General features: G+C 76.0%; 15 protein-coding genes. 8 read left to right on the top strand and 7 right to left on the bottom strand.

Going from position 1 to position 14122, the window contains the following annotated elements; genetic code table 11:
• The first annotated feature begins 352 nt into the window (after positions 1–352).
• On the top strand, positions 353–1018 hold the full coding sequence (locus tag ACIP4P_RS16645; RefSeq protein ID WP_400918796.1) for a polysaccharide deacetylase family protein: 666 nt from the start codon (positions 353–355) through the stop codon (positions 1016–1018).
• A 12-nt stretch (positions 1019–1030) separates the two neighbouring features.
• Here the strand turns inward: ACIP4P_RS16645 and ACIP4P_RS16640 are convergent, their stop codons facing one another.
• The 4 genes from ACIP4P_RS16640 to ACIP4P_RS16625 all read right to left on the bottom strand — a co-directional run bounded on the left by ACIP4P_RS16640 (position 1031) and on the right by ACIP4P_RS16625 (position 3597).
• The gene (locus ACIP4P_RS16640; protein WP_400918793.1) at positions 1031–1414 is read right to left on the bottom strand and encodes a barstar family protein; all 384 of its coding nucleotides are present in this window, start codon (positions 1412–1414) and stop codon (positions 1031–1033) included.
• 103 nt (positions 1415–1517) lie between these two features.
• Complete coding sequence (locus ACIP4P_RS16635; RefSeq protein ID WP_400918790.1) at positions 1518–2171, bottom strand: 4'-phosphopantetheinyl transferase; 654 nt, start codon at positions 2169–2171, stop codon at positions 1518–1520.
• A gap of 174 nt (positions 2172–2345) precedes the next feature.
• Positions 2346–2555, bottom strand: a complete 210-nt coding sequence (locus ACIP4P_RS16630) for a hypothetical protein (RefSeq protein WP_350518497.1) — start codon at positions 2553–2555, stop codon at positions 2346–2348.
• 109 nt (positions 2556–2664) lie between these two features.
• Positions 2665–3597 carry a LysR family transcriptional regulator gene (locus ACIP4P_RS16625; RefSeq protein WP_400918787.1) on the bottom strand — a complete coding sequence of 311 codons (933 nt, stop codon included), beginning with the start codon at positions 3595–3597 and terminating at the stop codon, positions 2665–2667.
• Between the two features lie 180 nt (positions 3598–3777).
• Here ACIP4P_RS16625 and ACIP4P_RS16620 point away from each other — a divergent pair, with 180 nt between their 5' ends.
• Together ACIP4P_RS16620 and ACIP4P_RS16615 are read left to right on the top strand one after the other, a co-directional pair.
• A complete protein-coding gene (locus ACIP4P_RS16620; RefSeq protein ID WP_400918784.1) occupies positions 3778–4740 on the top strand; it encodes an FAD-dependent oxidoreductase in 963 nt (320 codons plus the stop codon).
• A 169-nt stretch (positions 4741–4909) separates the two neighbouring features.
• Positions 4910–6475: a hypothetical protein gene (locus ACIP4P_RS16615; RefSeq protein ID WP_400918781.1), complete on the top strand. Its 1566-nt coding sequence runs from the start codon at positions 4910–4912 to the stop codon at positions 6473–6475.
• A 44-nt stretch (positions 6476–6519) separates the two neighbouring features.
• On the opposite strand, the gene ACIP4P_RS16610 is transcribed toward ACIP4P_RS16615, so the two are convergent.
• Entirely contained in the window at positions 6520–7410 is an 891-nt protein-coding gene (locus ACIP4P_RS16610; protein ID WP_400918778.1) for an NAD-dependent epimerase/dehydratase family protein, read from the bottom strand.
• A 117-nt stretch (positions 7411–7527) separates the two neighbouring features.
• On the opposite strand from ACIP4P_RS16610, the gene ACIP4P_RS16605 reads away from it, so the two are divergent.
• From ACIP4P_RS16605 to ACIP4P_RS16585, 5 genes are all read left to right on the top strand, one after another.
• Entirely contained in the window at positions 7528–8109 is a 582-nt protein-coding gene (locus tag ACIP4P_RS16605) for a TetR/AcrR family transcriptional regulator (RefSeq protein ID WP_400918775.1), read from the top strand.
• A gap of 159 nt (positions 8110–8268) precedes the next feature.
• Positions 8269–9660, top strand: coding sequence for an NAD(P)/FAD-dependent oxidoreductase (locus ACIP4P_RS16600; protein ID WP_400918772.1), 1392 nt, complete (start codon positions 8269–8271; stop codon positions 9658–9660).
• A 435-nt stretch (positions 9661–10095) separates the two neighbouring features.
• Positions 10096–10407: a hypothetical protein gene (locus ACIP4P_RS16595; protein WP_350518869.1), complete on the top strand. Its 312-nt coding sequence runs from the start codon at positions 10096–10098 to the stop codon at positions 10405–10407.
• The gene (locus ACIP4P_RS16590; protein WP_400918768.1) at positions 10404–11036 is read left to right on the top strand and encodes an acyl-CoA thioesterase; all 633 of its coding nucleotides are present in this window, start codon (positions 10404–10406) and stop codon (positions 11034–11036) included. The genes ACIP4P_RS16595 and ACIP4P_RS16590 overlap by 4 nt, the downstream gene beginning before the upstream one ends.
• Positions 11037–11385: 349 nt before the next feature.
• Positions 11386–11781, top strand: a complete 396-nt coding sequence (locus ACIP4P_RS16585) for a DUF2267 domain-containing protein (RefSeq protein ID WP_400918766.1) — start codon at positions 11386–11388, stop codon at positions 11779–11781.
• Between the two features lie 56 nt (positions 11782–11837).
• Here ACIP4P_RS16585 and manA read toward each other — a convergent pair whose 3' ends face one another.
• Positions 11838–13016 (bottom strand): mannose-6-phosphate isomerase, class I, encoded by a 1179-nt coding sequence (gene manA, locus ACIP4P_RS16580; RefSeq protein ID WP_400918763.1) that lies wholly within the window; start codon positions 13014–13016, stop codon positions 11838–11840.
• Positions 13017–13045: 29 nt separating this feature from the next.
• Complete coding sequence (locus ACIP4P_RS16575) at positions 13046–13981, bottom strand: ROK family protein (protein ID WP_400918760.1); 936 nt, start codon at positions 13979–13981, stop codon at positions 13046–13048.
• Between the last annotated feature and the right edge of the window lie 141 nt (positions 13982–14122).

Below are 14122 nucleotides of genomic sequence, written 5' to 3'. Positions count from 1 at the left end.
AGTTGCGGGGAGTGACGAATGGTCGGTTCATAGTCATGTAGGCGGTTGGTATGACATATGGCAACGGGTCGGTCGGGAGGCTGGTGTGACGCTGAGTCGGCGGACGCTGTTGGCGGCGGTGGTGACCGGGGGCGCGCTGGCGGGGTGCGGACGGGGGCGGGGCCCGGCGGGGGGCGGCGCGGCCGACCCGCCGGTGGCCTCCGCGGCGGGGACGGCGTCCGGCACGGCCTCCGTTGCGCCGTCTGCCACACCGTCTGCCACGCCGTCCGCCACGCCGTCCGCTGCGGGGACCGCCACGCCCGCGGCGGCCCGGGAGCCGGGCCGGGCGGAGTTGGTCCAGCGCTACGGGGGTGTGACGCCGACCGCGTGGGGCCTGGACCTCCCCGGGGTGGTCACCGCGCTGCCGGAGGGCGAGCAGGCGACGGCGCTCACCTTCGACGCCTGCGGGGGCCCCGGCGGGAGCCGCTACGACGCCGAGCTGATCGACTTCCTGCGCGCGCACGACGTCCCCGCCACGCTGTTCCTGAACGCCCGCTGGATCGACGCCAACCCGCAGACCTTCGAGCAGCTCGCCGCCGACCCGCTGTTCGAGATCGGCAACCACGGCACCGTCCACCGTCCGCTCTCCGTGACCGGCCGTTCGGCGGAGGGGATCGCCGGAACGGGCGGGGTCGGCGAGGTGTACGACGAGGTGGCGGGCAACGCCCACAAGCTGACCGAGCTGCTCGGGCGGCCGCCGCGGTTCTTCCGCTCCGGCACCGCGTACTACGACGACGTCGCCACCCGGGTGGTCGCCGACCTGGGCGAACGGATCGCCGGGTTCACCGTGAACGCGGACGGCGGGGCGACGCTCCCGGCCGGCGAGGTGCGGCAGGAGGTGGCCTCGGCGCCGCCGGGGGCGATCGTCATCGGGCACATGAACCAGCCGGGCCGCGGCACCGCCGCCGGGGTGACGGCGGCGCTGCCGGGGCTGCTGGCGGCCGGGCGGCGGTTCGTCCGGCTCTCCGACCTGCTCTGAACGCCGGGCCGGTCAGGCCAGCCGGAGGCCGCCCGGGTGGCGCTCCTCGATGACGTCGACCAGCCAGTCGAAGACCGTCGGGCCCCGGCCCGCCCGGGCGGCGGCCAGCTCGGCCGCGACCTGCGCGCGGTTGGTGGGGTGCACCCGGGCGAGCCGGCGCTCCAGCTGGCGGACCGTCTCCGGGTAGCCGAGCGCGCGCCGGGAGGCCTCGTGGTCGCGCCACTCGATGACGTAGTCGCCGTCCTCGGGCGTGCCGTAGCAGCCGCCCAGGCAGTCGGCGAAGGCGTCCAGGTTGCGGCCGAAGTAGCCGTCGGCGCCGAGCGCCTTCCCGACCGCGTCCCAGAAGTCCTCCAGGTCGCCGATCTTCCCGCCGTCGATCACATAGGTCACCGTCACGCGGTCGAGGATATGCCCGGACGGCGAACGGACGGGCGACGGGCGGTGACGGTCCGGTGATCGACGGCCGCGGTTCCGGAGCCTCCGGCGGCGCGGACGGGCCCTACGGCCGGACGGCGATCGCGGTGGCGAGCAGCCCGTCGCGCACCGCCCAGCGGCCCTGGAAGCCGTCGAGCCGGCGGCCGGCCACCACCGGGCCGGGCACCAGCAGCCGGGCGGTGAAGGTGCCGTCGGGGACGAGGTCCAGCTCGGCCTCGTGGAAGTCCAGCCACAGCTGCGTCAGCGGGAACCAGGTCTTGTAGACCGACTCCTTGGCGCTGAACAGGATGCGGTCCCACGGGGTGTCCGGGTGCTCGGCGGCGAGCTTCGCCAGCCGCTGCCGCTCGACCGGCAGGGCGATCGACTCCCGCACGCCCTCCGGGAGCGGCAGCGCGGGCTCGGCGTCGATGCCGACCGAGGCCAGGGTGCCGGCCCGGGTGACGGCGGCCGCGCGGAAGCCGTCGCAGTGGGTGAGGCTGCCGACCACGCCGTCCGGCCAGCTCGGCGCGCCGCGCAGGCCGGGGACGAGCGGGGCGTACGGGACGCCGAGGCGGGTCAGCGCGGTGCGGGCGCAGTGCCGGACGGTGGTGAACTCGCGGCGGCGCTTGTCCACGGCCCGGGCGATCGCGGCCTCCTCGGCGGGCTCCAACCGCGCCTCGGGCGGGTCGTCGTAGGCCACCTCGGTCACCACGACGTCCGGCAGCAGGTCCCCGATCACGTGTTCCCCCCTCGGTCGGCGGCGCGGCGGCGCGCCGCGCGGGTCGAGCCTAACCCGGGCGGGTGGCGGCGGTCCGCGATCTTCGGCAAGCCGTGCCCGCCCGCTCCCGGCCGTCGGCGGCGCGGCGTGACCGGTGTGAGCGGTGCGGCGTGGGCGGCGTGAGTGGTGCGACCGTCACTGGCCGAGCAGGTGGGCGAAGTCCAGTCCGAGGCTGCCGAGGACGGGCAGGGCGCCGAGGTCGGTGACGCCGCCGACCGGGATGCTGTAGCCCTGGTTCACCGCCCGCGGCGTCGCGGAGTTCTGCGTCGCGGCGGCCGAGGGGGCGACGGCGACGGCCGGGGCCAGGGCGGCGGCGAGGAGCAGGGCGGCGAGTGCGGTGCGCATGGGGGCGGACCTCCGGGGCAGACGGGGGTGACGGCCGGTCAACTTCCGCCGGGCCGGCGCGGTCACGCCTCGTCGCCCCTTCGGCCGTATCGGTGCGTCGGTCGGTAGGTCAGCCGGTATGTCGGTCGGTACGGCGGTCGGTTCCCGCCGCCGGGGCGGGGCCGGGTGGCAACGGTGCCATGGCGAGCAGGAGTTGGACCGCCGGGGAGGCCGTCCGCGGGTGGTGGGCGAGCCCCAGGGTGACCGTCGGCACCGGGCGGGCCAGGCGGCGCAGGCTCACACCGGGGATCCGGAAGACCCGCGCCCGGCCCTCCGGGATCGGCGCGATGCCGTGGCCCGCCGCCACCGCCAGCAGCAACTGCTCGTCGTCCGGCTCCTCCCGGACGATCCGGGGCGGCCGGTCGGGCCACAGCTGTCCGGTGATCGACGCGTGCATCCCGGGGCCGTTGGCGCGCGGCCACAGCACCACCGGCTCGTCGCGGAAGCCGTCCGGGGCGAGCCTGCCGCGGCCGCGGGCCAGCGGGTGGCCGCTGGGCACGGCCAGCAGCAGTTCCTCCTCGGCGATGATCCGGCAGGCCAGTTCGGGGACGTCCAGCGGCGGGCGGACGAAGGCCGCGTCCAGTCGCCCGGCGAGCAGTTCGCCGACGTTATGGGCCGTCCAGCCGGTCTGCAGGGCGACGTCCACCTGCGGGTAGCGGCTGCGGAACTCGGTCATCAGGGTGTCCGACACCCCGCCCCGGGCGGAGCGGGTGTACGCCACCCGCAGGCTGCCCTGCTGCCCCCGGGCCACCGCCGTGATCCGCCGGTCCGCCTCGGCCACCAGCCGCAGCAGCTCCCGGGCCTCCGCGGCGACCGCGCCGCCGATCGGGGTCAGGGTGCAGCCCCGGCTGGTGCGTTCGACCAGCTGGACGCCGAGCTGCCGCTCCAGCGCCTTGATCTGCTGGCTCAGCGCCGGCTGCGCCACCCGCAGTCGGCGGGCGGCCCGGGTGAAGTTCAACTCCTCGGCCAGGACGGAGAAGTAGCGCATGCGGTGAAGGTCCACCGGTCGATGGTAGGCCGGTGGCACGGGCGGCAGCAGTCGCCAGGGGCCGGTTTCCAGCGGTGATAAGGCGGGCTTATCGCCGGGTGGTGGAACTGGTCTTGGACGCCCGGCGGGCCGTCCCGCTTTCCTGGAACCCGGTCGCCGACGGCGGGTCGGTGGCCGACCGGGAGGGGGATCGGCATGGACGTCGTGGTGGTCGGCAGCGGGGTCATCGGGCTCACCGCCGCCGTGCGGCTGCAGGAACGCGGGCTGCGGGTCGTGGTGGTGACGGCGGACGGACTGCTGTCCACGGTCTCGGCCGTGGCGGCCGCCGTCTGGTACCCGGTCGGGGTCGAGTCGGGCGAGCGGGTCGCGGCCTGGTCCGCGGCCACCTACGCCGAACTCGCCCGGCAGGCCCGGGCCGGCGTGCCCGGGGTCGTCCTGCGCGACACCTGGATGCCCGCGCTGCGACGGCAGCCGGACGAGGCGCCCTGGTGGGGCGCCGGGGTCCCGGACCTGCACCGGCTGCAGCCGGCCGAGCTGGCCCCGGCGTACACGGACGGCTGGCGGTTCACCGCCCCGACGGTCGAGATGCCGCGCTACCTGCCCTGGCTGCTCGGCCGCTTCCTGGACGCCGGGGGCGAGGTCGTCCACCGCCGGCTCGACACCCTCCGGCAGGCCCGGGCCTGGGCACCCGTGGTGGTCAACGCCGGTGGGCTGGGCGCCCGGCAGCTCTGCGGGGACGAGGCGCTGCGGCCGGTGCGCGGACAGCTCGTGCTGGTGCGCAACCCCGGTCTGCGGGCCTCGCTGCGGATCCAGGACGAACCGGCCGGCTACACCTACGTCCACCCGCGCAGCACGGACGTGGTGCTCGGCGGCACCTTCGAGGCGGACGTGTGGGACCTCGGCGGCGACCGGGCGACCGCGGAGGCCATCCTCGCCCGCTGCGCGGCGCACGTCCCGGAGCTGCGCGGGGCCGAGATCATCGGCTGCCCGGTGGGGCTGCGGCCGGACCGCCGGGGCGGGGTGCGGCTGGAGGCGGAGGAGGGCGCGGACGGGCTGCGGATCGTGCACGACTACGGGCACGGCGGGGCGGGGGTGACGCTGAGCTGGGGGTGCGCGGACGCGGTGGCGGAGTTGGTGGGGGCGGTGCCGGCGGGCTGACGTCGATGCTGATGCACGGTCATGCGGGGGCCGGCGTTCGCGGTTAGACTCCCGGACCGTCCCGGGGCGGTCCCGGAGCGGTCCCTGAGCGGTCCCTGGGCGTCCCGTCCTCCTGCCGGTACCACGGACCCGTCCTTCGCTCCGCTGCTTCCCGTCCTACGGAGGAGTCTTGGCCTCGATCACCCTGGACGCCGAGCGCCGCGTCCGCGCCGACGCCGCACGCGTTCGGATCGCCGCCGTGGAGGCGCTGCGCTCGCTCGGCTTCCAGGTCACCTCCGAGCAGGCCACCGTGGTGGAGGCCCGGCGCGGCTCGGTCGTCCGGGCCGCGCTGCTGCTGCCCGACGAAGTCCCGCTCGCGGTACGGCTCCAGATCGCCGCCGACCCCGGTGGGGCCGAGCACACCACGCTGTTCGTGCACCTGACCGACCGGGCCGTCTCGGTGGTCGCGCTGGGCGTGCAGTCGCCGTACGTGTCGGCGTACCAGGGCGCGCTGTTCGCCCTCGACCAGGCCCTGACCGGCCTCGACCCCGCCGCCGCGGCGGGCTTCCCGCAGCCCCGCTGGTGGGCCGCCGGGGCCCAGTCGGAGACCCTGGCCCGGCACCACCAGGCCGGGCAGCGGGTGGTCGGCGGGGTGACGGCGATGGTCAACGAGCGGCTCTCCGGCGGTCCCCGGGCGACCGGGCCGTCGCTGTGGGGCGGCGTCGAGGGCGTGGTCTTCCGCTCCCGGGAGGGCGTCGTCACGCTGGACCGGACCGCCGTCGCCGCGCTGCTGGCGATCCCGGTGATGATGGGCCGCCGACCGGACGGCGTGCCGGAGCAACTCGGCGCCGAGGTCGCGGGGTTGGCGGCCGAGGTGGAGGGACGGCTGGCGGCCGTCGGGCTGGGCCTGGTGGAGATACCGGTCGGTGAGGAGCGGCGGGCGGCCTTCGAGTTCCTGTACCGGCAGTTCGGGATCCGCTCCCGGCTGCCCGTCCGGACCCTGTGCACCTGCCGGGACTGCCGGCAGACCAAGGTGGTCAACCTGGACCTCAAGCGGCTGCGGGAACGGAAGCGCCGACTGAAGATGATCTCGTCGGTGGTGCGCGCGGCGCACAGCAAGGACGGTGAGATCCACCCGTTCCAGATCGTCGGGGCGTTCCTCCAACAGGGGAAGAGCGACCCGGAGTTCATCTGCTCGCGCTGCGAGAGCACCTCGGCCGACGAACAGCCGGTGACCTTCTGCCCGGGCTGCGGGGACATGCGGACGGAGGGGGCGCTGCTCCGCTGCGGGGAGTGCGGGTACGAGTTCGAGGGGCTGGTCGCGGGGGTCGCGGTCTGGGGGGTCGATGTCTGGGGGGTCGCGCCGCCGGCTGCGCCCTCGACACCGCCGCCTTCGACACCCCCGCCTTCGATACCCCCGCCCTCGATTCCGCCGCCTTCGATACCCCCGCCTCCGGTGGCACCGCCGCGCCCGGCGGCGGTGCCACCGTCGCCCACGGTGCCGCCGCGGCCGACCCTCCCGCCGATGCCCGCCGCACCGGCAGTCGCACCGGCAGCGGCGCCGGGGTTCGGTCCGCCGCCCGAGGGCTTCACCGCGCCGCCGCCCCCGACCTGCGGCATCTGCGGGGGCAGCTACCCGGTCCTGTGGTCGGTCCAGGTCCTCGACGGTCTCAACCCCCGGCCGCTGACCGTCTGCCGGACGTCCGCGCAGTGCTCACCGCCCTCGGTGGTCACTCCGGTGCGGCTCCCGGGCTGAGTCTCCCGGGGAGGGGAGCTGAGGGCGGTGAGTACTGCGGCCCGTCAGGCCTCGGCGGGTGCCAGCTTCTCCAGGTCCGCCAGCAGGCTCGGGTGGGTCGGCCGCCAGCCGAGTTCGGCCCGGGTGCGGGCGCTGGAGGCGGGCTGGTCGGCCGCGAAGACCGGGCCGATGGCGCCGAAGTTCTCCGGCGGCACCGACGCGACCGGGAGGCCCAGCCGGCGGCCGATCACCGTGACGATGTCGCGCACCGCGTCGCCCTCGTCCGCCACCGCGTGCCAGGCGGTGCCGGCCGGGGCCCGCTCCAGGGCCAGCCGGAACAGCACGGCGGCGTCCCGCGCGTGGACGGCCGGCCAGCGCTGGGTGCCGTCCCCGGGGTAGCCGGCCACGCCGGTGCGCCGGGCGAGCTCGGTGAGCAGCCCGGCGAACCCGCCCCGGCCCTCGTTGTGGACGGTGCGCGGCAGCCGTACCGCCGAGCTGCGCACGCCCTGGGCGGCGAGGTCGAGCACCCGGGTCACGGAGCGGCTGCGGCCGGCGACCGGGCCCTCGGTCGGCAGCGGGTCGTCCTCGGTGGCGGCGCGTCCCGGTGCGTACGGGGTGCCCGAGGCGGTGACCAGTGGTCGGTCCGTGCCGATCAGGGCCTCGCCCAGGGCCGCGAGTGCGGCGCCCTCCTCGGCGATGCCGTGGGCCAGGGCCTCGGGCGAGCTGAAGTCGTTGCTGAAGGCGAGGTGGATGACGCCGTCCGCCTGTTCGGCGCCGGTGCGCAGGACCGGGAGGTCGGCGAGGCCGCCGCGCAGCACCTCGGCGCCGGCGGCCGCCGCGAGGGCGGCGGAGGCGTCGGAGCGGGCGAGGGCGGTGACCGTGTGGCCGGCGGAGAGCAGTTCGGCGAGGACGGTCGAGCCGATCAGGCCCGTTCCGCCGGTGATGAAGACGCGCATGACGAACTCCAAGACGTGATGCGACTGGTGTCCCATCACTGTACTCCGTGATGCGACTGGTGTCCCGTCACCGTAGCCCGCGATGCGACATGTGTCGCATCGCGTTAGGATGTCGACATGCCGAGATGGAAGCCCGATGCCCGACAGCGCCTGGTCGTGGCGGCGCTGGGCCTGTTCGCCGAGCAGGGCTACGACGAGACGACCGTCGCCCAGATCGCCGAACGCGCGGAGCTCACCCGCAGCACCTTCTTCCGGCACTTCTCGGACAAGCGCGAGATCCTCGGCGCCGGCCAGCAGGCCCTGAGCCGGCTGCTGGACGAGGGCATCGGAGCCGCCCCCGCGGACGCGACACCGATGGCGGCCGTCGCGGCCGGCCTGGCCCGCGCCTCGGGCGGGATGACGGCCTTCAACCGCTCGCTCGGCCCGCTGCTGCACGCCGCGATCGAGGCGAACGAGGAGCTGCGCAGCCGCGCGGCGATGAAGAACGCCGGCCTGGCCGCGGTCGTGGTCGAGGCGCTGGAACGACGGGGCGTCACCGAGGCCGCCGCCCGGGTGGCGGCCGAACTCGGCGTGCTCGCCTTCAGGATCGGGTACGGCCGCTGGACGGACCCGGCCCGCGACGAGGACCCCGGCGAGCTGGCGGACCTCACCCTCGCCGCGTTCGACGAACTCCGGGCGGCGGCTGCGGAACTGCGGTAGGACCGGTCCGTCGGCCCGTGACCCGTCGGCCCGTGGCCCGTGCCGGAGGGCTGACAGGGTGGCTGGTCCCGCACCGGGAACCTGGCAGTGTGGAGGTGTCCCGCGGTGATCCGCCCGGAGTAGCGTCCGGGCAGGTCGGCGACGGTGTGGGAGGTTTCGGTGGCAGCGGTCAACGGCGAGGTGTCGTTCTGGTACGCGGCGGGCGGGGTGCCGCGGCCCGGGCCCGCGCTGGCGGGGGACGCCGATGTCGACGTGTGCATCGTCGGGGGCGGGTACACCGGCCTGTGGACGGCCTACTACCTGAAGAAGGCGGACCCCTCGCTGCGGATCGCCCTGCTGGAGCGCCGGTTCTGCGGCTACGGCGCGTCCGGGCGCAACGGCGGCTGGCTGTACAACGGCTTCGCGGGGCGCGGCGCCTTCGCCAGGCGGTACGGGCACGGCCGCGCCGCGGCGATGCAGCGGCTGATGGACGAGGCGGTCGGCGAGGTCGTCGGGACGGCGGCCGCCGAGCGGATCGACGCCGACGTCGTCCGTGGCGGAGTGCTCGAAGTGGCCCGGAGCAGGCCCCAGTTGGAGCGGCTGAAGGCGTACGTGGCGGCCGAGCGCGGCTACGGGGACGGCCGGGTGGAGGAGCTCACCGCACAGGAGGCCGCGGCCCGGGTCGACGTCGCCGGGACGCTCGGCGGCGCCTGGTCGCCTTACGGGGCGCGGATCCAACCGGCCAAGCTGGTACGGGGGTTGGCCGAGGTGGTGGGCCGGATGGGCGTCGCGGTGCACGAGGGCACGCCGGTGGCCGCCGTTCTGCCCGGCACCCGGCACCGCCGCCCCCGCGCCGTCACCCCGTACGGCACCGTGACCGCCGAGCACGTGCTGCGCGCCACCGAGGGGTTCACCGCCGGGCTGCGCGGGGAACGGCGCACCTGGCTGCCGATGAACTCCGCGATGGTCGCCACCGAGCCGCTGCCCGCCGAGTTCTGGGCCGGGGCCAACTGGCAGGGCCGCGAGGTGCTGGGGGACTTCGCGCACGCCTACATGTACGCCCAGCGCACCGCCGACGACCGGATCGCCCTCGGCGGCCGGGGCGTGCCGTACCGCTTCGGCTCCCGGACCGACTCGGACGGCAGCACCCAGGTGGAGACCGTGCGCCAACTGCGCCGGATCCTGGACCGGTTCTTCCCGGCCGCCGCCCGGGCCCGGATCGACCACGCCTGGGCGGGCGTGCTGGGCGTGCCCCGGGACTGGTGCGCGACGGTCGAGTTGGACCGGCACAGCGGGCTCGGCTGGGCCGGCGGGTACGTCGGCAGCGGGGTGACCACCGCGAACCTGGCCGGCCGCACCCTGTGCGACCTGGTGCTCGGGCGGGACACCGAGCTGACCGGGCTGCCCTGGGTGGGCCACACGGTGCGGCGCTGGGAGCCGGAACCGCTGCGCTGGCTGGGGGTGCAGGCGATGTACGCCGCCTACCACGCCGCCGACCGGCAGGAGACGGCCGGGCGGGCCACCACCTCGCCGATCGCCCGGGTCGCCGACCTGGTCTCCGGGCGGCACTGACACCGCTGGTGCGTTGACACCGCTGGTGCGTTGAGACCGTTGGGGCGTCGACAGCGCCGGGGCACTGGCTGCCCGGGGCTTCGGCTCCGGGCGGACGCCGGGCCCGTCGCCTCCCGGGGCGACGGGCCCGGCGTCGTTCGGCCGAGCCGTGCTGCGGGGGTATCCGTTAGCAGATTCGTGACGGAGGGTAGTCGATCTTGGTCGGCGGGTCGGCGATACCACCCGTTCTGCCGACGGCGTTCGGCTGATGGGGCATATTGTGTACCCCGGCAAACTACTCCAATGGAAGTCAGTTTCCCGTCGTGGTCCGAAAACCTTCTGCGGACCCGCGCCGACTGGGATAGCGTCGAAGCCGTCGGGGGATCGACACCGATCAGGTGTATTCGAACGTCAGCTACCGGGCCGTAATGGCCCTCATCGCTCCTGGAGAAAAGAATGCAGAATTCCCCGGAGGAAAGCCGGTCGGACGCCATCGACGATCTGCAGCTCGCGGTCGACTCCTTGGCGGCCTTTCCGGCCCGAAATGCGGCCGGCACCGCGGACGTCACCGAACGGCTCGCGGCGGTCGCCGAACTCTGCCGGTCGGTCGACCTGGTGCTCGACAGCCTGGTCGTCCAGGCCGCCGCCGAGGCCGCCGAGGAGGGCTGGACGGCGGCCCGGATGGCGGCCGAGCACTCCGGCTACTACGCCAGGCTGCAGCGGGCGCTGCTGCCCACCGGGGCCGGCGCCGGGCTGACGCAGCAGTGAGCGCGCTGCACCCGGGAGTGCACGTGCTGTCCTGCCCCACCCGGTGGAGCGACGTCGACGAGAACGGGCACATCAACAACGCCCGACTGGTCGGCTACATCCAGGAGGGGATTTACGACCTGTTGTGCCACCACGCAACCGCCGTCCGGCAATCGCTGTTCCCGTCCGGATTCATTATCGCCCGGCACGAGATCGATTACCTGGAGCAGTTGCACCACTGCCCCGAGCCTTTGTCGGTGCGGTTGACGGTGGAACGGCTCGGGCGGAGTTCCGCCCAGGTCGAGGTGAATGTCTGCCGGGAACCGCTCACCTTTATGCGGGCTCGGACCGTGGTGGTCGCACGGGACCGGGAATCCGGCCGTTCGCGCAAACTCAGCCAGAACGAGCGGCGCTTTCTGTCGGCGTTTATGTCGGTGTCGACGGCCGCACCGGGCCTGGTGGGCCGGAAGGCCGGACCGGTGGGCGGCGCGGCGACGGACACGGCGCGTGGCGGTGCCCGGGCGGCCTCGACGCAGTCCCAGGCGTCCGCGGCGGGGTCCGCGGCGGTCCAGCGGATGACGGTCCGGGCCGGTGGCGGGGTGGGCTCGCCGCGCAGCCCGCGCCGACGGTGCCGCGCCTCGGCGGGCTGATCCGCGCATTCCCGTGCCGGTGACGGCGCGGGCCGGCGGCGTGATCGACAACGGCGTCGATCCGTCCGGCCGGTCACTTCCGCATTCCGCGCTCCGCCTTCCGCACTCCGCCTTTCGCCCGGAGCCTTTCTCCCGGATCGGTGGGTACCGCCCGGCCCGGACCGCAGTACGCTGAGCAGCACGGGAACCGGTACGTCCCCCGGCGGTCACGGAGCGCGATGAGGCGGCCCGCACGGACCCCGCCCCGCGAACCCCCGCCCTCCGGACCGACGGCCCACCCGGCCCCTCGGTCCGCTCGGATCGTCGGCCGTGGACCCGGCCGGATCCCGCCGACCGGAAGGAGGACGCGATGACCATCTCCTGGGAGGACTTCCTCGCCCGCGTCGTGGAGCGCGGCGAGTACCGGGGTGCGGCGGAGGCCGACCACGCCGTGCGCGTCGTGCTCGGCCTGCTGGGCGAGCACCTGGTGGGCGCGGAGCGGACGGAACTGGCCGAGGCGCTGCCCGGGACGTACGCCTCGCTGCTGCGGGACGCCCGGCCGGCCGGCGAGCCGCTGACCGCGGAGCGCTTCGTGACGGCGGTGGTGGGCTGGATCGACGGGGCGACGCCGGCGACCGCGCAGTGGGACATCGGGGCGGTGCTCAGCACCGTGGCCGATCTGGTGCCCGGGGAGTTGGTCGACCGGGTCCTGGAGCAGCTGCCGGACGGCTACGACCTGCTGTTCGGCCATCCGTTGCCCGCCTGAGCGACCGCTGCCCGACGGCTGCCAGGTGGTGCCCGACGGCCGGTACGCGTAGCCCGTTACCCGCCCGTGGTGGCGCGGAACAGCCGGGCGCCCGGGCCGGTCAGTTCGACCGGTCCGGCGCCCGGGGGGAGGTAGGCGGCGGCGCCCCGGGGCAGGTCGAGGGCGGGGTGGCCGGGGGCCCGCAGCCGGGCGTGGCCCGCGACGCAGAGCAGGATCTGCGGAGTGGGCAGCTCGATGCGGCCGGCGCCAGTCGGCAGCTGGATCCTGGAGAGCCGGAACTCCTCGGCGGGGGTGGGGAATTCGGCCTCGACGGGGTTCAGTGGACGGGCCGACAGCACGGCGGGCTCGGCGGCCCGGAAGGTCGTCACGGCGAGCAGGCCGGGCACGTCGACGTGCTTGTCGGTGAGCCCGCAGCGCAGCACGTTGTCCGAGTTGGCCATCAACTCCACGCCGGTGCCCCGGAGATAGGCGTGCGGCACCCCGGCGTCCAGGTACAGCGCCTGACCGGCGGTGAGCCGGACGTGGTTGAGCAGCAGTGCGGCGAGCAGCCCGGGGTCGCCCGGGTGCTCCTCGGCCAGCCGGGCGTAGCCGGCGCAGCTTCCGGCGTACCGGCCGCCGGTGGCCGCCTCGCGGCGCAACGCCCCGGCCACGTCGGCGACTTGGCGGGCCCCGGCGGCCAGGGCCTGCCGGAGCAGCGCGGGCAGCACCGCCTCGGCGGGCCGCCCGCGCAGGGCGGCGGCCCAGGGTGCGAGCACCCCGAGGGAGTCCAGCAACCGGGCGGTGCCGGCGGTCGGGCGGAACCCGCACAGGGCCTCGAAGTCGCCCAGGGCGACCAGGAGTTCGGGTTTGGCCGAGCGGTCCTTGAAGACCCGCTCCGGGGCGTCCAGCGGGATGCCCCGGGCTTGCTCCTCGGCGTACCCGGCCTCGGCCTGGGCACGGGTCGGGTGGACCTGGAGGGAGAGCGCCCGGTCGGCGGCCAGCACCTTGAACAGGAACGGCAGCGTCGGGCCGAACCGCCGTACGGTGTCCGGCCCGAGCAGGGCGTCCGGGTCGGCGGCGATCAGGTCGTCGAGCCGGCGGCCGGCCATCCGGGACGGCGCCGAGGGGTGGGCGCCGAGCCAGAGTTCGGCCTGCGGGGTGCCGTCGGGGGCGGTGCCGGTGAGGGCGGGGATGGCGGTGGGGGAGCCCCAGGGGTAGTGGCGGACCGGGTTGTCGAGCAGGGCGTAGGGCGGCATGCCTGGGGTCTCCAGCGGGGCGGGGGAGGTCAGCGGCAGAGTGCGGCCGCGCCGATCAGGCCGGCGTCGGTGCCGAGTTCGGCCCGGCGCACGTCCAGGCCGCGGAGGTAGGACAGGGTGGCGTAGCGGTCCAGGTGGTGGGCGAGCGGGGAGAACAGGACGTCCCCGGCGGTGGCCACGCCGCCGCCGACCACCACCCGGTCCAGGTCGACCAGGGCGGCCGTGGCGGCGATCCCGGCGGCCAGCGCCTGGGCCGAGCGGTCGAAGGCGGCCAGCGCGACCGGGTCGCCCGCGGCGGCGGAGGCGGCCACCGCGCGGGCGGTGCGGTCCCCGCCGGGCGGGCGCCAGCCGTCGGCGAGGGCCCGGCGGGCGATCGCGGTGCCGCTGGCCAGGCCCTCCAGGCAGCCGCGGGAGCCGCACGGGCAGGGCTCGCCGTCCAGGTCGACGGTGATGTGGCCGAGGTGCCCGGCGTTGCCGCTGGGGCCCGGCCGGACGGCGCCGTCCAGCACCAGGCCGGCGCCGACGCCGGTGGACACCACCAGGCAGAGCGCGTTGGCGGCGCCCCGGGCCGCGCCCTGCCAGTGCTCGGCGGCGGCCATCGCGACGCCGTCCCCGGCCAGCCGGACGGGCAGCGCGCGGGCGGCCACCGCCGGGTGCGCGGCGACCTCGGCGACCAGCGGGAAGCCGCGCCAGCCGGGGATGTTGACCGGGCTGACGGTGCCGCCGACCAGGTCGACCGGGCCGGCGCTGCCGATGCCGAGGGCCGTCACGGCGGCCCAGTCGGGGGTGTCGGCGAGCCGGTCCAGCACCGCGTGGACGACGGCGGACACGGCCGCGGCGGGCTGGTCGGCGGGGGTGGGCAACTGGAGGCGGTGCCGCAGCCGTCCGGCCTGGTCGACCAGCGCCCCGGCGATCTTGGTGCCGCCGATGTCGACGGCGGCGAAGAGGGGGGCGGTGAGCGGCATGGCGGGCTCCAGGGGTGGGCGGGGGTGGCGGCCCCCCCCCGCGGGGGGGGGGGGCCCCCCCCCCACCCGCCGGGCCGGGGGGCCGCCCGGGCGGGGGCCGGGCCGGGGCGGGCCCCGGCGGGCGGGACAGGGACCCCCGGC

This window comes from Kitasatospora sp. NPDC089509 (assembly GCF_044749365.1).
Taxonomy (GTDB): Bacteria; Actinomycetota; Actinomycetes; order Streptomycetales; family Streptomycetaceae; genus Kitasatospora.
Note: the sequence above shows the minus strand (reverse complement) of the source record. Positions and strands in the feature narration are given on the sequence as shown.